This is a genomic window from Chitinophaga filiformis, assembly GCF_900102545.1.
In the GTDB taxonomy this organism is placed as follows: Bacteria; Bacteroidota; Bacteroidia; order Chitinophagales; family Chitinophagaceae; genus Chitinophaga; species Chitinophaga filiformis.
Genome location: NZ_FNBN01000003.1, coordinates 174345 through 192517 on the forward strand (window position 1 = coordinate 174345; position 18173 = coordinate 192517).

Annotated in this window: 16 protein-coding genes; 7 read left to right on the forward strand and 9 right to left on the reverse strand. The window is 46.1% G+C overall.

Annotated features, from left to right (window positions below; genetic code table 11):
- Positions 1–473 precede the first annotated feature (473 nt).
- A complete protein-coding gene (locus BLR32_RS13120) occupies positions 474–2720 on the reverse strand; it encodes a cellulase family glycosylhydrolase (RefSeq protein ID WP_089832452.1) in 2247 nt (748 codons plus the stop codon).
- 213 nt (positions 2721–2933) lie between these two features.
- Here BLR32_RS13120 and hutG point away from each other — a divergent pair, with 213 nt between their 5' ends.
- Both hutG and BLR32_RS13130 read left to right on the forward strand, forming a co-directional pair.
- Entirely contained in the window at positions 2934–3935 is a 1002-nt protein-coding gene (gene hutG / locus BLR32_RS13125) for a formimidoylglutamase (protein ID WP_089832454.1), read from the forward strand.
- A gap of 137 nt (positions 3936–4072) precedes the next feature.
- Positions 4073–4675 carry a hypothetical protein gene (locus BLR32_RS13130; RefSeq protein ID WP_089832456.1) on the forward strand — a complete coding sequence of 201 codons (603 nt, stop codon included), beginning with the start codon at positions 4073–4075 and terminating at the stop codon, positions 4673–4675.
- Between the two features lie 214 nt (positions 4676–4889).
- On the opposite strand, the gene purU is transcribed toward BLR32_RS13130, so the two are convergent.
- Positions 4890–5753: a formyltetrahydrofolate deformylase gene (gene purU, locus BLR32_RS13135; protein WP_089832458.1), complete on the reverse strand. Its 864-nt coding sequence runs from the start codon at positions 5751–5753 to the stop codon at positions 4890–4892.
- A gap of 65 nt (positions 5754–5818) precedes the next feature.
- On the opposite strand from purU, the gene BLR32_RS13140 reads away from it, so the two are divergent.
- Together BLR32_RS13140 and BLR32_RS13145 are read left to right on the forward strand one after the other, a co-directional pair.
- On the forward strand, positions 5819–6310 hold the full coding sequence (locus BLR32_RS13140) for a metallophosphoesterase family protein (protein ID WP_089832460.1): 492 nt from the start codon (positions 5819–5821) through the stop codon (positions 6308–6310).
- A gap of 41 nt (positions 6311–6351) precedes the next feature.
- A complete protein-coding gene (locus BLR32_RS13145) occupies positions 6352–7446 on the forward strand; it encodes a DUF4421 domain-containing protein (RefSeq protein WP_089832462.1) in 1095 nt (364 codons plus the stop codon).
- Between the two features lie 122 nt (positions 7447–7568).
- Here the strand turns inward: BLR32_RS13145 and BLR32_RS13150 are convergent, their stop codons facing one another.
- Positions 7569–8213: an HD domain-containing protein gene (locus tag BLR32_RS13150; RefSeq protein ID WP_089832464.1), complete on the reverse strand. Its 645-nt coding sequence runs from the start codon at positions 8211–8213 to the stop codon at positions 7569–7571.
- Between the two features lie 75 nt (positions 8214–8288).
- On the reverse strand, positions 8289–10562 hold the full coding sequence (locus BLR32_RS13155; RefSeq protein ID WP_089832465.1) for an aconitate hydratase: 2274 nt from the start codon (positions 10560–10562) through the stop codon (positions 8289–8291).
- Between the two features lie 234 nt (positions 10563–10796).
- Between BLR32_RS13155 and BLR32_RS13160 the strand changes: the two genes are divergently transcribed.
- Positions 10797–11018, forward strand: a complete 222-nt coding sequence (locus BLR32_RS13160; RefSeq protein WP_089832467.1) for a PspC domain-containing protein — start codon at positions 10797–10799, stop codon at positions 11016–11018.
- 153 nt (positions 11019–11171) lie between these two features.
- Positions 11172–11975, forward strand: coding sequence for a DUF4382 domain-containing protein (locus BLR32_RS13165; protein WP_245705419.1), 804 nt, complete (start codon positions 11172–11174; stop codon positions 11973–11975).
- Between the two features lie 82 nt (positions 11976–12057).
- On the opposite strand, the gene BLR32_RS13170 is transcribed toward BLR32_RS13165, so the two are convergent.
- Positions 12058–12462: a hypothetical protein gene (locus BLR32_RS13170; protein WP_089832471.1), complete on the reverse strand. Its 405-nt coding sequence runs from the start codon at positions 12460–12462 to the stop codon at positions 12058–12060.
- 257 nt (positions 12463–12719) lie between these two features.
- Positions 12720–13544: a 3-deoxy-8-phosphooctulonate synthase gene (kdsA, locus tag BLR32_RS13175; protein WP_089832474.1), complete on the reverse strand. Its 825-nt coding sequence runs from the start codon at positions 13542–13544 to the stop codon at positions 12720–12722.
- Positions 13545–13797: 253 nt separating this feature from the next.
- Here kdsA and BLR32_RS13180 point away from each other — a divergent pair, with 253 nt between their 5' ends.
- The gene (locus BLR32_RS13180; RefSeq protein WP_089832476.1) at positions 13798–14742 is read left to right on the forward strand and encodes an NAD-dependent epimerase/dehydratase family protein; all 945 of its coding nucleotides are present in this window, start codon (positions 13798–13800) and stop codon (positions 14740–14742) included.
- Positions 14743–14828: 86 nt separating this feature from the next.
- Here BLR32_RS13180 and BLR32_RS13185 read toward each other — a convergent pair whose 3' ends face one another.
- The 3 genes from BLR32_RS13185 to BLR32_RS13195 form a co-directional block, all read right to left on the reverse strand.
- A complete protein-coding gene (locus tag BLR32_RS13185) occupies positions 14829–16076 on the reverse strand; it encodes a sulfate adenylyltransferase subunit 1 (protein WP_089832477.1) in 1248 nt (415 codons plus the stop codon).
- A gap of 102 nt (positions 16077–16178) precedes the next feature.
- Positions 16179–17087 (reverse strand): sulfate adenylyltransferase subunit CysD, encoded by a 909-nt coding sequence (gene cysD / locus BLR32_RS13190; protein WP_089832479.1) that lies wholly within the window; start codon positions 17085–17087, stop codon positions 16179–16181.
- A gap of 55 nt (positions 17088–17142) precedes the next feature.
- Positions 17143–17826 (reverse strand): phosphoadenylyl-sulfate reductase, encoded by a 684-nt coding sequence (locus BLR32_RS13195; RefSeq protein WP_089832481.1) that lies wholly within the window; start codon positions 17824–17826, stop codon positions 17143–17145.
- Positions 17827–18173: the final 347 nt, after the last annotated feature.

Sequence of the window (18173 nt, forward strand, 5' to 3'; positions counted from 1 at the left end):
ACCGCTGGATTTTGACAGAAAGGAACTAATTATCTTATTACCAATATTTGTAGCATATTGTGAAGGTAATATCCGAACAACCCAGTATCCGACCTTCGAAAATACAGCAGAAATAGCTTTCCCATGCTTGTTGGCCATAAATTGTGTCCATAATATCTTTATTTGCAACAGTTGGACGATTCTGACAGTTTTGTTAATGTCAATACTTGTACTATACAGTAGTATCAAGCATCGGTCATTAAAGAGGCTGAGTCATAGTAGGGCAATATGATATTGTTCATACGGTACAGACTTAAGTGTGAACTAATGCGAAGGCACAGTGGTTGTGTAGACATATCATGCGCTATGTGTTACAAAAAAGAGTTCTTTGACATATGGAATTTTCAGATAACCGAAACAGATCTCAATAAAAAACCGCCTCATTTCCATGAGACGGTTTCCGTTTGGTGGTTGGCAATATTGCTACATGATCGTTATTGTTTTACAACTTTACGTGTAAGGGCTTTTTCACCATAAGTCAGTTTTACTGTATACACGCCTTTGGGGAGATAATGACCTGCAAAGCTGCTGTTATACTGTCCTGCATCCAGATGGCCACGTTTCAGCACCGCTACCTGTTTGCCATTGATGTCGTATACTGCCAGTGTTACCTCAGCTGGTTTTTCCAGGGAGAAGCTAACAGTACTGTTATCGTTGAACGGATTGGGATAGCTGGTCAGTGTAGTGGTCAGTTTGATCGGAGGTTTCTCTGATGCTGCCGCAATTGTTTTTGCTGCAGGTGTTGCAGAAGTGATCACCAGTTGTGGGGCTGTCAGACCTGCTTCTTTTGATCTCCAGAAAATACGTGGCTCAGCAACGGTGCCGCTTAGCAGGGCCAGAGAAATGCCGTTACGGCCAGCTGCTTTTTCGCTTTGTACATAACTGGTGATATCCCATGAATAGTATCTGCCGGTGGAGTCGGTCACTGTTGCGGTCTGCAATGCAGTGCTGCCTGCAGCAGGTTTGTTGTTCCATGTCAGCGCTGATTCTGTCCAGGTAGTATTGCCTACAGCATAAACGCCTACAGGAATGTTAGACACACGATTATCTTCGATCTTACCAAATACTTTCAGTACAGCGGAAGAGATGTTGCTTACACCGCTTACATCGAAACGCAGATAGGTCTGACGGTCGTAACCCGGTGTGGTAGCCACATTCACCTTGGAAGCCAATACTGTAGGATCGGTGGTGCCGTAAGTGGTAGATGCATAGTCTCCATTCCTTACATAAGCATCCTGCAATGGCGCCAGGGTAGTCTGCGTTGAAGAAGTAGACGTAACGATCCTTACTTCCGTCAGACTGTTCCATGCATTGACGCTGTTACCGTGGCAAAGGATCCTTACATGTTTTGCACTACGTGCAGAGAACGTGAATGTTTCCAGCGCAGTGGAGGTACCACTGCTGTGAAGGCCTGTAGCAGCCGATGACCAGTTGCTGCCATCAGTGCTGGTTAAGATATCGAAGAATGTTTGTCTCGCTGTACCGTTGTAGAACGCGATATCAACACGTGATACGGTAGTAGTGGCATCAAGACAGAACTGTATCCACTGACCATCGCCTTCGGCAGACCAGCGGGTGTTGTAGTCATTGTCCTGTACGTTGGCTGGTACGTTGCCATCGTTAGCGCTGGCGGATACCGGTACGCAAACATTACCACCAGGGAAATCATCCGCAGGATTCAGCATACGCTCACGAACCCACGCGCCTGCAGGTTTTAACCTGGCAGTAGTCCACGGGCCGTTGGAGCAGGTACCTGTTACCCATACCGCGCCTGAACGGAAGTCGTCAGAATAGTTCCAGTTAGTCCAGCTGATCTTTTTGTTGCGCATCAGATCGATGTACTGTTGTGCCATAGCAAAGTCGTTCGGACCGTCGCCGCTTGCTTCCTGTGTACCGAACTCAGTGACGAATACAGGCAGTCTGTCAGACGCTGTATTCAGCTGGTTCAGGTATTCTGTACGATGATCCCTAGCATAGAAGTGGAAGGTATACATCACGTTAGGATACTGCAGCGGATTGTTGAGGATATCCTGCAGGGAGCCATCACCGGAAAGACCCATAGTAGACCATCCGTGGGTACCTACAAGGATAACGGCATCGTTATCAATGGCACGGATAAAGGGGATCATCTGGTCTGCATAGGTTTTGATCTTTGCCCAGGTAGCGCCTGAGTTAGGTTCATTACAGATGTCGTAAATGATGTTGTTCTTGTTCTTGTGTGTGTTGGCAATAGCCGAGAAAAAGGTTTTCGCTCTTGAAAGGTTGTAGTTTGGATCGCCTGGTGTGAGCTGATGCCAGTCAACAAGCGCATACATGCCACGTGCAGTAGCTTCTTCGATAAGACGGTTCACCTGTGCGGTAAAACCCGCAGGGTCGGTTTCATAACCGCCTTCCTGTACATAAAGGGAAATACGCAGTACGTCTGCACCCCAGTCGTTGGCAAGGGCATCAAGAGAGGCTGCTGTCAGACAGCTTCCCCAGCCATACCATTGAATACCATGTGTGCTCATGCCTCTGAGCTGGATGGGATTGCCGTACTGGTTGCATAGTTTGGTACCGATCACCTGGAGCTGACCATTTCTGGCTACCGGTGTCTGTGCGTGGCTCTGTGAGAAGATGCCTGTCAGGCATAACAGCAACGCCGCAAGTTTGAAAGAAAGGTGTCTTCCATTCTTTTTCATGTGGATAGTTGTTTTGAGGGTGAGAAAATAAAAAGTTGATATGTTGATTTTTGTAATGGTTACATAGGCGATATTGATATGGTTATACCATAGGTTGATGCTACAGGTTAAATGCTACAAGGTCGCTATAGGTTGTTTAATTCGCTTGCCGCAATATAGGTACAAATTTTTAATACGAGTTAATTTTGAGTAACAATACTACCTTTACAACATATGAAGAAGCCTGAGTTTTACCGGCAGCCCGTTGCATGGACGGGCAGGATAGATGGTACGGATGAAGAATTATTGCGCTGGCATCAGCGTATGATACCCCTGAATCTGCTTACGGGTACATTACCTGTATTAAAGCCACATCAGCAGGGCATTGCGTTTCTCGGGTTTGCATGTGATGAAGGCGTACGCCGCAATAAAGGACGTGTAGGCGCTGTAGAAGGACCTGCAGCATTGAGACGTGCGTGCAGCAACTTCCCTGTACATTTCGACGCTGATCTGGTATTTGCAGATGCAGGCGATATCATCTGTAAAGATAATCAGCTGGAAGAGGCACAGGCCGCACTAACAGATACTGTACTGACTATACGTAAAGCCGGCTATCTGCCGGTGTTGCTGGGTGGTGGTCATGAGATCACTTACGGACATGCACATGGTATTTATCAGCACCTGCAGCAACGCAGGAGGAATGAGAAACTGGGGCTGGTGAATATAGATGCACATTTTGATCTGCGTATACCCGGACAGGAGGGAAGTACTTCGGGTACCGGATTCTGGCAGCTGGCGCAGGATTGTAAACTGGAAGGCGTTCCCTTTCATTACCTGGCCTTGGGCATACAGGCCAACAGTAATACACAGCAGCTGTTCCGTATAGCGGGCGACCTCGATGTACAGTATGTGGATGCTGACGCCTTCCTGTTGCAGGATAAAGTGCTTTTACAGGCCGCTATAAGCCAGTTTCTGAGAGATGTGGACCATGTATACCTGACGGTAGATTTGGACGTTTTTTCGGCCGCTTTTGCCCCTGGTGTGAGTGCTGTTGCCTATAATGGTATCCGTCCCGACGGTTTGTTCCTGGAATGTTACCGTAGCATCCTGCAAAGTGGTAAGCTGGCAGGTATTGATATAGCGGAGTTAAACCCTTCTCTGGATATCGATAATCATACAGCAAAACTGGGAGCCTCTCTCTTGTTTGAGATGGCAAGTAACTTACATTATCACTAAGATTGTTATTAGCGCTTTATAGCTGCAAAATAGTATCAGTATCCCCGGCAGGATGTACGTAGTTCCCGTAAATCTTGCCGGGGAATGTTGTTTTTTGGAGAGCTTTTCTATATTTATGGCACAAAAATATATTAGCCATGACATTCATCCCCAAAGCGGCTATTATCGCTGTAATAGCCTTATCTTCCGCCTACATGGCAGAAGCCCAGAAAATCAAAACTACAGAAGGAAGCCTCTCTGCATTAAAAGGACAAACAGAGATCAACGTTGAGTATGAATATGATCATCTTAAGGTAGGCGAGTTTGATAAAGAGGAGGATTATATTCAGAAGAAAAAAGACGAGTACAATAAGAAAGAACCCGGAAAAGGTGATACCTGGGAGACCGCATGGAAGAACGATCGTACTACCCGGTATGCGCCTAAATTCGAGCAACTGTTTGCAGAAAATTCCGGTATCAAGGTAGGCAAATTCCCACAGGCAAAATACACGCTGATCTTCAAGACCACTTTCATTGAACCGGGCTTTAACGTAGGCGTAGCTCATAAGAATGCTTATATCAATGGGGAAATATGGGTCGTGGAAACAGCTGATCACAGTAAGGTAATAGCCAAATCTACTGTAGACAAGGCTCCTGGCCGATTGTTCGCTATCGATTTTGACAGCGGTGTACGTATTGGAGAAGCATATGCTGCCACCGGTAAGGTATACGGAAAGCAGGTCAAAAAAGAGGTTGAATAATTGCTCAGGCGCCTATTGGTGCTGAATATGACAATAAGTAGGAGTGGATACCAATGATAAGATTCCTTGGTATCCACTCCTGTATATAGAGGATGCTTCTGTCATTCCGGATATATCCTCAACTGCTATGCAACCTGACAGTCATTGTGACTGTGAAAATGCCGGTAAATCATCTGCCGGAGGCGAAATAAAAATTGCAGATAAAGCTCTTCTATCAGAATACAATCGTCTTATTGCCATGAATGATGATCCTGTCCTCCACATGCGCTACCACTGCTCTTGTCAGCACCTGTCTTTCTATATCACGCCCCAGCGCCACAAGATCGCTTACATCATGCTTATGACTTACACGGGCTACGTCCTGGTCAATGATCGGACCTTCGTCCAGGTCGTTGGTTACATAGTGCGCCGTAGCGCCTATCAGCTTCACGCCACGTGTATAGGCATTCTTATAGGGATTGGCGCCTGCAAATGCGGGGAGGAAGGAGTGATGAATATTGATGATCTTCCCCGGAAATACACCGACAAAATTGGGAGATAAGATCTGCATATAACGCGCCAGTACTGTGAAGTCGGCCTTTGCTTCCTGTATAAGCCGGATGGCTTCCTGCTCCTTTTCTGTTTTAGTGGCCGGAGTAACCGGCAGATAATGGAATGGGATACCGAAATCTTCCGTCAGCTCTCTCAGGTCTTCATGATTGGAGATCACCAGCGGAATGTCCACCGGCAATTCTCCGCTGCGCCAGCGCCAGAGTAACTCCATGAGGCAATGGTCGTAACGGGATACCATGATGGCCATCTTTTTACGATGGGTTGTATAGGCAATATGCCAGTCCATCTGCAGTGGCCTGGCTACTTTTTCCTGAAATTGTTTTTCCAGTTGTTCACTTGTTATGCCGGTATTTTCCAAGTGGAATTCCATGCGCATGAAAAATACCCCTTCTTTCGGGTCGGTACTGTGCTGACTCGCATCCAGGATGTTCGCGCCACAGGTATAAAGGAACTGTGATACGCCGGCAACGATTCCGGGCCGGTCCGGACAGCAGATCAGTAGCCTGCCGGTAATATCGCTCTGCATAAATCGAAAAATATATTCCCAGTAAAATACTAAATGTTATTTTACTTTTGGGCCAATTTTGAAGCATGAAGAAGATAGGATTGATGTCAGATACACATAGTTACCTCCATCCGGACGTGTTCAGATACTTTGATAAGGTAGATGAAGTATGGCACGCGGGAGATATCGGTAACACTGAACTGGCGGATAAACTGGAGGCTTTCAAGCCCTTCCGTGCTGTATATGGGAATATAGATGGGGCCGATTTGAGAGTCCGTTATCCACTTAACCTGCATTTTGAACTGGAGCACGTAAAAGTTTACATCACCCATATTGGTGGTTATCCGGGGAAATACGCCCCGGGCATAAAGGATGAACTGCTGAAAAACGGGCCTAAGCTGTTTATCTGCGGTCATTCTCACATTCTGAAAGTAATGCCTGATCCGGCTTTGAAGCTGCTGCATATCAATCCCGGCGCCTGTGGTATACAAGGATGGCATAAGGTTAAGACATTATTACGTTTTGAATTGTCAGATGGAAATATCAGTCAACTTGAGGTAATTGAGTTGCCAAAATAGAGAGGAAGTAATTCGTGAAGTATCAAAGACCTGTTACACTAATGCAAAAATGGCTCATCCTGTTGTCGGGATGCCTGTTTTTATGTCTGGCTGTTCCGGCGCAGAAAACTTCGCTGTTCAAAAAAGTGGGAAGCTGGCTGGATGCGGGAAATGATCCACAGTATATCGAAGAACATACCAAAGACCTTACTGTTCGCGTGTTCGGTTCTCGTAAATATAATTATTACGATATCGTAGATAATAAGATCGTAGATAATGGGATTGTAGATAACGGTATTGTTTCAAGTACAAAAAATTCCAAGGAAGTATTGTACAGACCCAATACGCCATTTAACGTTGGATTGGGCTTTAACTACCGTTTTATAGGCGTGAACGTCGCTTTTAACCTTCCGTTTATCAATAAGGAAACGGGAGACTATGGCCGGACGAAAGTACTGGACCTGCAGACGCATATTTACACCCGTAAACTGGTAGTGGACTTTTACGGGCAGGTTTACAGGGGATATTACATTGCCAATACAAGACGGCTGTTCAGCAACCTGGGATCGGGCAATGTGGAAATGATCCGGCCGGATGCCCGGAATGTGAATATGGGCCTGGATGTACAGTATGTATTCAATGCAAAGAAATTCTCTTACCGGGCGGCCTACCTGCAGAATGATTACCAGAAGAAGAGTGCAGGATCTTTCCTGGTGGGAGGGGGCATCTTCGGTATGAGAATGAAAGGAGATTCAGGTTTAATTCCTTCATATCTGCAGAAAGCGGGCTTCTTTAATGGCGTGAATTTTTACAGGACAAGGGTCCTCAGTGCCGCTGCCAACGTAGGTTACGCCCATACATTTGTTTATAAGAAGCATTGGTTTGCCACGCTCTCCCTGACTGGAAGCCTGGGAGTGAACTATACGACCCTGAACAGGGTAAAAGATGGCGACGTGAATAAAGTAGGATTACAACTGAATAATAATATCCGTATTTCCATCGGCTATAACTCCGCACGGTATTTTGCAGGCATCCACTATGTGGATCTGACCACCAGAAGCCAGTCGCCCGTACCGGATACTTACCAGACCATGGGTGCAGGCAATTTCCGTATCAGCATTGCACGAAGGTTCAAATTGAAGAAGCAGTTGTTTTAAGGGCTGATACTTCATCAGCGTTTCATATATCAAGTTTGTTTGTCAGATGCCGGACTATCTTCAGTAATCAATTCCGGGTTGCTGTATTGTATCTCTGTAAACGGCCAGATCATAGGGCTGAATTATTCTCTGTCATCATCCATCGTCTTCAACTCTTCCTCCATATTCTGCCGGGCGAATGCCTCTCTTTGTTCTTTGAACAGATCTGTTTTATAAATGGCCGGAAGCGCCAGGAAATGGGCCAATACTTTCTTTCTGCCGGGTTTATACAGTTCGTCGGGGTAAATGCTGTATTCCTTCCTGATCTGCTGTGTATAGGCAATATAATCTGTAGCAGGCGCACTTAATATAGACAGGTCGAAGTCCAGGAAATAATCCAGGTCTGTATTGCCGCTGGTATTCAGATGTGTTTTGGTGGCGCGGATAAAGTCCATTACCTGTGCTATCTTGCCAACCGGATAGTTGGTCTGTCGCAGGAAATTGCCTGCAGCCAGCGCACTCTGTTCTTCATTATCCGTTTGTTTCACATCATAGATTATATCGTGGAAAAAGATGGCCAGTGACAGTGTTTCATTGTCAGTGATGTGATCGGCATATGTGTGTTGCAGCTGCAATAAAGCATGCAGGTGGTGCAGGTCATGATAATGCCGGTGTGTTTCTGTATAATGGCTAATGATCGTTTGAAAGCCTTCTTCAATAAGACCCTGATCGGGAGTATATGGCTGCAGCAGTTGTTGCCAGCGGATATGCAGTGTGTCTCTCAGCATAGGTCTAAAGTTAAAATAAAAATCCCGCCTACTATATGCAGGCGGGACTTCTTTATCATTCATAGCCGGAGGCTATTATGCTTTTGCTTTTGCAAACTGTGCACGGATCACGTTCAGTGCACCACCTGCTTTGAACCATTCGATCTGTTGTTCATTGTAAGTGTGGTTTACCAGGATTTCGTCCTTGCTGCCGTTTTTGTGGTTAGCTACAACAGTCAGTTGTTTGCCAGGAGCGAAAGTGGTCAGACCAACGATATCGAAGGTATCATCTTCCTGGATCTTTTCGTAATCATCCTTATCAGCGAAGGTCAGCGCGAGCATACCTTGCTTTTTCAGGTTGGTTTCGTGAATACGTGCGAAAGATTTAACCAGGATAGCGCGAACACCCAGGTGACGTGGTTCCATTGCAGCGTGTTCGCGGCTGGAGCCTTCACCGTAGTTTTCATCACCTACTACTACAGAGCCGATGTTAGCAGCTTTGTAAGCACGCTGTACAACAGGTACGCCTGCATATTCACCAGACAGCTGGTTCTTTACAGAATCAGATTTGTCGTTGAATGCGTTGATCGCACCGATCAGCATGTTGTTGGAGATGTTATCGAGGTGACCACGGTATTTTAACCACGGACCAGCCATGGAGATGTGGTCAGTAGTACATTTACCTTTTGCTTTGATCAGCAGTTTCAGGCCTTTCAGATCAGTACCTTCCCATGCAGCGAATGGCGCCAGCAGCTGCAGACGGTCGCTGGTTGGAGATACGATTACCTGAACACCTTTACCGTCAGCTGCAGGAGCCTGGTAACCAGGATCATCTACAGAGAAACCTTTAGCAGGCAGTTCGAAACCGGTAGGCTCATCGAGCATTACTTCCTTACCATCTTTGGTTTTCAGTTTGTCTGTCAGCGGATTGAAGGTCAGATCACCTGCAATAGCGAAGGCAGTAACGATTTCCGGAGATGCCACGAAAGCGTGTGTAGCAGCCAGACCATCATTCCTCTTAGCGAAGTTACGGTTGAAGGAAGTGATGATGGAGTTCTTACGGTTAGGATCGTCGATGTGACGTGCCCACTGACCGATACAAGGACCGCAGGCGTTAGCCAGTACAACACCACCGATCTGGTCGAAAGTATTTAACAGACCGTCTCTTTCGATGGTATAACGTACCAGTTCAGAGCCCGGAGTGATGGTATATTCAGCTTTAACGTCGAGGTTCTTGTCAACCGCCTGTTTCGCCAGGGAAGCAGCACGGGAGATATCTTCGTAAGAAGAGTTGGTACAGGAACCGATAAGGGCAACTTCCAGCTTTTCAGGCCAGTTGTTTTCCTTTACAGCCTGTGCGAATTTGGAAATAGGCCATGCCAGGTCCGGAGTAAAAGGACCGTTCACATGTGGTTCCAGTTCGTTCAGGTTGATCTCGATCACCTGATCATAGTATTTGGAAGGATCTGCGTATACTTCAGCATCAGGACGCAGGTGATCTTTCACACCGTCAGCCAGTGCTGCGATATCAGCACGTTCAGTTGCTGACAGGTAAGCAGACATTTTGGTATCGTAGGCAAATACGGAGCAGGTAGCACCTATTTCCGCACCCATGTTACAGATAGTACCTTTACCCGTAGCGCTCAGGTTATCAGCACCTTCACCGAAATATTCAACGATGCAACCGGTACCACCTTTCACGGTCAGTACACCGGCTACTTTCAGGATTACGTCTTTAGGGGAAGACCAGCCGCTCAGTTTACCTGTCAGTTTAACACCGATCAGTTTTGGCATTTTCAGTTCCCATGGCAGACCAGCCATCACATCCACAGCGTCAGCACCACCAACACCGATAGCCAGCATACCCAGACCACCCGCGTTAGGAGTGTGGGAATCAGTACCGATCATCAGACCGCCCGGGAAAGCATAGTTTTCCAGTACAACCTGGTGAATGATACCAGCACCTGGTTTCCAGAAACCGATGCCATATTTATTGGAGATAGAAGACAGAAAATCGTATACTTCCTTATTGGTGTCCACAGCTGTCGCCAGGTCTTCCGTGGCGCCAGTCTTGGCTTGAATGAGGTGATCACAGTGTACGGTAGAAGGAACAGCTACTTTATCGCGTCCGCAGGTCATGAACTGTAACAGGGCCATCTGTGCGGTGGCATCCTGCATTGCTACGCGATCTGGCGCAAACTCTACATAAGACTTTCCACGCTCATAAGCCGCAGTGGTAGGTGCATATAAGTGAGCATATAAGATCTTTTCTGAGAGTGTGAGCGGGCGTCCCAGCAGTTTACGGGTAGCTTCCACTTTACCCGGCAGTGCCGCATACACTTTTTTAATCATTTCAATATCAAACACCATGGAAAAAAATTATTTAAGACCGGTTAGAAAATGCACCGCGAAATTAATTAAATTCAACAAGTTTTTAAAAGATATGTAGACTATTGTCTATAAATGATAAGCCTGGAAAATGACCGCTTACCCCGCCGGTTCACTGTATGAAATGCCGCTAAAGCACTGCCAGCTTAATATCAGCTATTTATTGATATAGAAATCAGACTTGTTTTTAACCCGGGATTGTAATAAATTTGATATATGAATAGATTTAAAGATTTCGTGGAATGGCAGGCCTTCGGGGTTTGTACAGCTATCGGCAATAAGCTGGGGATAGCCACCTCCCGTATCCGTCTGTTTTTTATCTATACCTCTTTCATCACAATGGGCTCCCCTCTCATTGTTTATATGATCATGGCCTTCTGGGTGAATATGAAGAATTATATCCTGAACGCCCGAAGGAACCCTCTCAGATACTTATAGCAGATTGAGCATCATTTTTGTATATAGTCATTTTAAAAGAATGGCCAGGAAACTAATCCCTGATAACAGGGATGTTTTGCATTAGGTTTAGTTTATATATTCGTGCCACGATAAGGATAAGGAAGCGAAATTTTAACCAAATACACATACAAAATGAGAATGCCTTCATGGAAACACCTGGCAAATGGTGTGCTGCTTTTATCTACCACGTTATTTATGGCTGCATGTTCGAAAAACGATAACGATGGCAAATCGAGAATTCAGGTCGCACTTACCGATGATCCGGGAGATTTTAAAGCTGTTTACATCGATGTTCAGGAAGTAAATGTCAACTACAGCGACAGCGATGACAATGGCTGGCAGACATTAGCCGGCATGAAAAAAGGTCGCTACAACCTACTTACACTCGTTAATGACAAAGACACTGTACTGGCAGATGCAGATATCGCATCGGGTACAATTAAGGAAATCAGGCTGGTACTGGGAGATGACAACTGGGTGGTAACTAACGCAGGTGACTCTATCAAACTGCAAACACCAAGTGGACAGTCTTCAGGCGTAAAACTGAAAGTTAACATGCCTGTATCCGAAGGGGTGCTTTACAAATTGTTGCTCGATTTCGACGTAGCGAAATCCATTCATGAAGCAGGAAACGCCGGCAAGTACATGCTGAAACCGGTTATCAGAACTGTGCTGGAAGCACAGGGTGGCAGCATTAAGGGTGTCGTATTGCCTGCAGTAGTGCCTTCTGCCGTACTGGTACTGAATGGTGCTGATACTGTTGCCAGCACTTATTCCGGTGTAGGTGGTGCTTATCAGCTGAAAGGTATCGCAGCCGGTAGCTATACCCTGCACTACATTTCTACCGATTCTACCCTGCAACCTGCTACAAAACAGGGTGTAGTAGTAGAAACAGGCAAAGTGACAACAATTGATACGCTGACATTAGTAAAATAGGCTTGTCAGTTACAGACTGCAATGAACACATAAAAAAAATCCATCCGCATGCAGCCGGATGGATTTTTTTATTTTATTATGCTTAGTCCAGGTGGAAATTTGTCATTGCCTGATAGTGGTTCTGTAACTGGTTCACAGTAATGGAACCTTTGATCTCCCGGTGTTCATCCCGGTAATCGAGACGTGTAGCCGGCATCCCATCTGCCAATGTATGCAGCTTTACTGAGAATGGCCCGCGTACATAGATCTGCCCACCGCCATTAACAGAAAGGGATTCGTCTTTTTTAAATTTGAGTCTGAGTAACTGATCTTCATTTAGTGGAATGGGGTAGAGGTCTTGCAGGTCGTACCAGAACTCCTGTTCTCCTGTTTGTACGCAGACCTGTTTGTCTTCACGGTTAACTTCCAATACCTGACCTTCCACAGTGTTTCCTTCGTACTGCACCAATACTATATCTCCTGCTTTTACATCTTGTAAATTGATCATGGTGAATAAAATTTTGGGTGTTTTGAGTTATATGTTATAGTCTGTAAAGAGCGATAGTAGTCTTATCCTAAGATAAGCATAAGATAAGAAATAGTCCATAGACTCCGGACATTTTCCCATCTTCTGTTTTAATACAAAAGGCAGGCCATCCGGCATCTATGGACTGTTAAATAATTGTCGTCTATAAATGTTTGACTATAAACACGTTGACATGATTAGGCAGTGATAGATCATCACTACCGCGCAGGAGACCCGTTTTATTTCACTACTTCACGAAGTTTCACCAGTTGTTCCAGCAAACCTTCCAGCAGGTCGAGATGCAGCATGTTGGCGCCGTCTGACTTAGCCTTTGATGGATCAGGATGGGTTTCAATGAACAAACCATCAGCTCCGGTAGCAATGGCGGCTTTGGCGATAGTACCGATCAGCTTGGGATTACCGCCGGTAACACCGCTGGTCTGGTTGGGCTGCTGCAGGGAGTGGGTACAGTCCATGATCACAGGTACGCCATGTTCCTTCATAATAGGAATATTGCGGTAGTCTACCACCAGGTCCTGGTAACCGAAGGTGGTACCACGCTCGGTCAGCCATACTTTATCGTTACCACCCTGTTTAACCTTTTCTACAGCAAATTTCATCGCTTCGCCACTCACAAACTGTCCTTTCTTCACATTGACGAATTTACCGGTTTCCGCTGCTGCCAGCAGGATATCGGTCTGGCGGCACAGGAATGCCGGAATCTGCAATACATCCACATAAGCGGCTGCCATGGCAGCTTCTGCTGCAGAGTGAATATCTGTGGTAACAGGCAGGTTGAATGTTTGCCCTGTTTTCTGTAATAGATCCAGGCCTTCCACATCACCTACGCCACTGAAGGAGTTGATGCTGGTACGGTTGGCTTTACGATAAGATGCTTTAAAAATATATGGAATATTCAGGCGTTTACAGATGCCTGATACCTTTTCAGCTACATGCATCAGCAGCGCTTCATCTTCTACTACGCAAGGCCCGGCTATCAGAAAGAAGTTGTCTGGGTTGTATTGATCCTTAAAAAGTGACTTCAGGTGTGTTTGTGCTGACATGATTTTTGTATTTGAGAGTGCAAAGTTATGCTATTCTAAGGGATTACTTTTCAGCAACGGGGATAGCCGCGACTCGCTGAATTGTCATAATATTGTAATTCGATACTATGGAATGTTTACTGGGCTTGCGTCTGTTCCAATGGGATTCCGGGGATTGTTACCGCATTGTCATGCGCTGAGAGGGTTTGTTCTGAATTATTGCGGAAGCTGTTAATATTACGCCTAAATTTCAAAGTCATTCATTCGAGATAGCATGAAGAAAGATAAAATACTGGTAATCGGCGCCTGCGGGCAGATTGGTGTTGAACTTACACTGGCATTAAGGAAGATATACGGAGACGCCAATGTGGTTGCTTCAGATCTCCGTGAAGAGCATGACCTGCTCAAAGGCACGGGCCCTTACGTATCTCTTGATGTCATGAATAAGGAGATGCTGCACGTACTGGTTATCCGTCATAATATCACCCAGATCTATCTGCTGGCGGCTATCCTTTCTGCTACCGGCGAAAAGAATCCGTTGCTGGCCTGGCATATCAACATGCAAAGCCTGCTGAATGTACTGGATATTGCGAAAGAAGAGAATGTAGACAAAGTGTACTGGCCAAGTTCTATTGCGGTATTCGGGCCTGATTCCCCTAAAGAATCCACTCCGCAACATACCATCATTGAGCCTACCACCATTTATGGCATTAGTAAGTTTGCCGGTGAACGCTGGTGCGAATATTATAGCCACCGTTATGGCGTAGACGTACGCAGCCTGCGTTATCCTGGTCTGATCAGTTATAAATCCGCTCCGGGGGGTGGTACAACAGATTATGCTATTGAGATCTTCCATGAAGCCCTGGAAGAAAAGAAATATACCTGCTTCCTGTCCGAAGGCACTTATCTGCCAATGATGTATATGCCGGATGCTATCCGCGCTACCATTGAGCTGATGGAAGCCGATAAAGCGAAGATCAAGGTGCGTTCTTCCTACAACCTGGGCGCTATGAGTTTCTCCCCTAAAGAGATAGCTGCAGAGATCAAAAAGCATATCCCGGAATTCACGATCAGTTATGAACCAGATTATCGTCAGCAGATAGCCGACGGATGGCCTCAGAGTATGGATGATAGCCAGGCCAGCCAGGATTGGGGTTGGAAACCGGAATTCGACCTGGAAAAGATGACCGTAGATATGCTCAAGAACCTTAAAAAATAAGCAGGGTAACTTCCGCGGAATATATCTTCAAAAAAAAGACGAATGCATTAACGCATTCGTCTTTTTTTTGAAACACTTATAATTTATTAGTCTACAAATCCAACAGCTACTGTTGAATTACTGAATTCGTCGATCAGGATGAATGCACCATTGGCAGGATTCGCATCGTAGCTATCTGCAAATATCGGGTGCGCGAGCTTCACTGTAATTTTACCAATATCATTCAGGCCCAGTTCCTTCTTATCTTCCACGATCTTATTGGAAGTTACATCGATCACATGCTGTATCTGCTGCACCTTTGCTTTCACACGGTTAATACCATGCTGCAACAGGTAAGTCTTTCCAGGTACAAGTTTCTGCTGATCCATCCAACATACCTGTGCTGATATTTCTTTCAGCAGGGCAGGTGCATTTTCTGGTTTGGAAAACATGCTGCCACGGCTGGTGTCTATCTCATCTTCCAGTGTGATTACTACACTCTGACGTGCTTCTGCAGTCGCCAGCTGTGTTTCGAACTGCTCGATAGTTTTGATTCTACTTTTCTGCTGAGAGGGGAGGGAGATGATCTCGTCACCTATATTGAAATGACCACTCACCACCTTACCGGCAAAACCACGGAAGTCGTGATATGCTTCTGTTTTAGGACGGATCACCGACTGTACCTTGAAGCGGGAAGGATGGCTGTTATCAGCATGATCGAAAGTGATCTGTTCCAGGTATTCCAGCAGAGAGTCGCCACTGTACCAGCTAATCTTTTCAGAGCGGGCTGCCACGTTCTCACCATAGAGGGAAGAGATCGGAACGAATTTAATAGAAGGTGCTTTGAATGTTGCACTGGCAATCAGCGCCTGGAAGTCTTCCACGATCTGATTAAAACGTGCCTCGCTATATTCCACCAGGTCCATTTTGTTCACGCATACCACCAGGTATGGGATACGCAGCAGGCTGGCGATAAAGAAGTGACGGTAAGTCTGTTCTACAATACCTTTACGTGCATCGATCAGTATCAGAGACACCTGTGCATTGGATGCACCGGTCACCATGTTACGGGTATATTCGATATGTCCGGGAGTATCGGCAATGATGTATTTACGGGTAGGAGTAGAGAAGTAAATGTGTGCCACGTCGATGGTGATACCTTGTTCACGTTCAGCTACCAGACCGTCTGTCAGCAGTGACAGATCTGTAAAATCAAGTCCCTTACGTTTGCTGGCAGCGTGTAACGCTTCCATTTTGTCCTGTGGAATAGAATGTGTATCATACAGCAGCCTGCCTATCAGGGTGCTTTTGCCATCATCTACGCTGCCGGAAGTGGTTATACGTAAAACCTCCATGTTATATTTTTTGAGTGCGGAAAGCCTTGCTGTCCGCTACGATTTTATACTAATTGATTAAATCCTGTAACCGGAAAAGAAAGTGATAACTTTCGGCGGCTATTAAAAGTAACCAGCCTGTTTTCTTTTCTCCATCGCTGCTTCTGAGCGCTTATCATCGATACGGGCGCCTCTTTCAGATATTTTGGCTTCCAGTATTTCACCGATGATATCTTCCAGCTTATCAGCTTCTGAGATCACTGCTGCGGTACAGGTCATATCACCAACGGTACGGAAGCGTACCTTCTGGCGGAAAGGCACTTCTTCTTCAGTTGTATTGAGGAAAGGGGAGTAAGGCCAGTACATGCCATCGCGTTCGATGATCTCTCTTTCGTGAGAGAAATAGATAGATGGGATCTGCAGGTTTTCCCGGCGGATATAGTTCCATACATCCAGTTCTGTCCAGTTAGAGATAGGGAATACCCTCACGTTCTCACCCAGGTGTATTTTGCCGTTGAGCATATCGAACAGCTCAGGGCGTTGCATTTTAGCGTTCCACTGACCGAATTCATCTCTTACGGAGAAGATCCTTTCTTTCGCACGTGCCTTCTCTTCATCGCGGCGGGCGCCACCGATGCAGGCATCAAATTTCAGTTCTTCGATAGCATCCAGGAGGGTTACCGTCTGCAGGGCATTTCTGCTGGCGTATTTACCAGTTTCTTCCTGCACTTTACCCTGGTCGATGCTGTCCTGTACATTTCTTACAATAAGATCAAGACCTAGTGATTCCACAAGCCAGTCGCGGAACTGGATAGTTTCGGGGAAGTTATGTCCGGTGTCTATATGCAGTAACGGGAAAGGAACTTTACCCGGATAGAATGCTTTCTGTGCCAGGCGCACAATGGTGATTGAATCCTTACCACCTGAGAACAGGATGGCGGGGCGTTCAAACTGTGCAGCTGTCTCACGTAAAATATAGATGGCCTCATCTTCCAATGCCTGCGGAAACTCCCACTGTATTTTATTGGTCATAAGTCTTTATTTAGATGTCCCCCGTGGGACCAGTTAAATCAATTTTTGTTTGTAATTATCCGTGCAATCCGCACTCTTTCTTGGAGAGTTCCCACCACCATCTGCCGGCGCGGGGATGTTCTCCGGGTTCTATCGCACGTGTACATGGCGCACAACCGATGGAGATAAAGCCTTTATCGTGCAATTTATTGTATGGTACGTTCTTTTCCTTCAGATAATCGATCATTTCGTCATACGTCCAGTTGATCAGTGGATTGTACTTGTATAGTTGTCTGGCTTCGTCCCATTCAATGGCGTGTAATGACTGGCGGTTTTCGGACTGTTCTGCGCGAAGACCGGTGATCCAGACCTTAACACCCTGAAGGGCGCGGTTCAGCGGGACAACCTTACGGATATTACAACACTCCTTACGATTTTCAACGGATTCATAGAAGCTATTGGGCCCTTTTTCCGCCAGCAGTTTTTCTACTGAAGCTGTTTCGGGAAAATAGACTTCGAAGTTTTTCTTGTAGCGGGCGCGGGTAAGGTCCATCAGGTCATAGGTCTCCTGGAACAGACGTCCAGTGTCGAGGGTGAATACCCTGATCGGCAAGTTGGCACGCCAGATCATGTCGGCAATCACCTGATCCTCCTGTCCAAATGAGGTGGAGAAGGCCACCGCTCCGGGGAATTGTGCTGCCAGATACTGCATGGCAGCGATTGGATCTAGTCCTTCCAGTGCTGTACTGATATTATCCATGTGAATCTATCTCAAATAGCTGACATCCGGTCTATAGTTGCCCTATAGATGCCAGTAATTACTTCCTTTAGTTAATTGGCAACTTCTGCTGTCTACAAAAATACATAAACTCTATAAAAAGGATAGACTTTTTTTAGTGACAGGGTGTGGATATGTCTGTTTGTTGATTATCATGGTTTTATGTGGTGGTGATTGGTGTGGGAGGCTGTCTGCCGGTTTCAGTAGCGGACCGGGCTGTGCTTCTTGCGGGCATAGTTAATTGTATGGGGTGGTTGGTTTTGGAGGGAAGGCCGTCTGCTGGTTTCAGTGAGGGATACCGGGCTGTACCCCTTGCGAGCACTATCTAT

Coding starts and splice junctions, on each gene's coding strand:
- BLR32_RS13160 (WP_089832467.1), top strand. CDS start 10,797: ATGAATAGATTTAAAGATTTCGTGGAATGGCAGGCCTTCGGGGTTTGT.
- BLR32_RS13140 (WP_089832460.1), top strand. CDS start 5,819: ATGAAGAAGATAGGATTGATGTCAGATACACATAGTTACCTCCATCCG.
- kdsA (WP_089832474.1), bottom strand. CDS start 13,544: ATGTCAGCACAAACACACCTGAAGTCACTTTTTAAGGATCAATACAAC.
- BLR32_RS13155 (WP_089832465.1), bottom strand. CDS start 10,562: ATGGTGTTTGATATTGAAATGATTAAAAAAGTGTATGCGGCACTGCCG.
- purU (WP_089832458.1), bottom strand. CDS start 5,753: ATGCAGAGCGATATTACCGGCAGGCTACTGATCTGCTGTCCGGACCGG.
- BLR32_RS13185 (WP_089832477.1), bottom strand. CDS start 16,076: ATGGAGGTTTTACGTATAACCACTTCCGGCAGCGTAGATGATGGCAAA.
- hutG (WP_089832454.1), top strand. CDS start 2,934: ATGAAGAAGCCTGAGTTTTACCGGCAGCCCGTTGCATGGACGGGCAGG.
- BLR32_RS13130 (WP_089832456.1), top strand. CDS start 4,073: ATGACATTCATCCCCAAAGCGGCTATTATCGCTGTAATAGCCTTATCT.
- BLR32_RS13165 (WP_245705419.1), top strand. CDS start 11,172: ATGAGAATGCCTTCATGGAAACACCTGGCAAATGGTGTGCTGCTTTTA.
- BLR32_RS13145 (WP_089832462.1), top strand. CDS start 6,352: ATGCAAAAATGGCTCATCCTGTTGTCGGGATGCCTGTTTTTATGTCTG.
- BLR32_RS13170 (WP_089832471.1), bottom strand. CDS start 12,462: ATGATCAATTTACAAGATGTAAAAGCAGGAGATATAGTATTGGTGCAG.
- cysD (WP_089832479.1), bottom strand. CDS start 17,087: ATGACCAATAAAATACAGTGGGAGTTTCCGCAGGCATTGGAAGATGAG.
- BLR32_RS13150 (WP_089832464.1), bottom strand. CDS start 8,213: ATGCTGAGAGACACACTGCATATCCGCTGGCAACAACTGCTGCAGCCA.
- BLR32_RS13195 (WP_089832481.1), bottom strand. CDS start 17,826: ATGGATAATATCAGTACAGCACTGGAAGGACTAGATCCAATCGCTGCC.
- BLR32_RS13180 (WP_089832476.1), top strand. CDS start 13,798: ATGAAGAAAGATAAAATACTGGTAATCGGCGCCTGCGGGCAGATTGGT.
- BLR32_RS13120 (WP_089832452.1), bottom strand. CDS start 2,720: ATGAAAAAGAATGGAAGACACCTTTCTTTCAAACTTGCGGCGTTGCTG.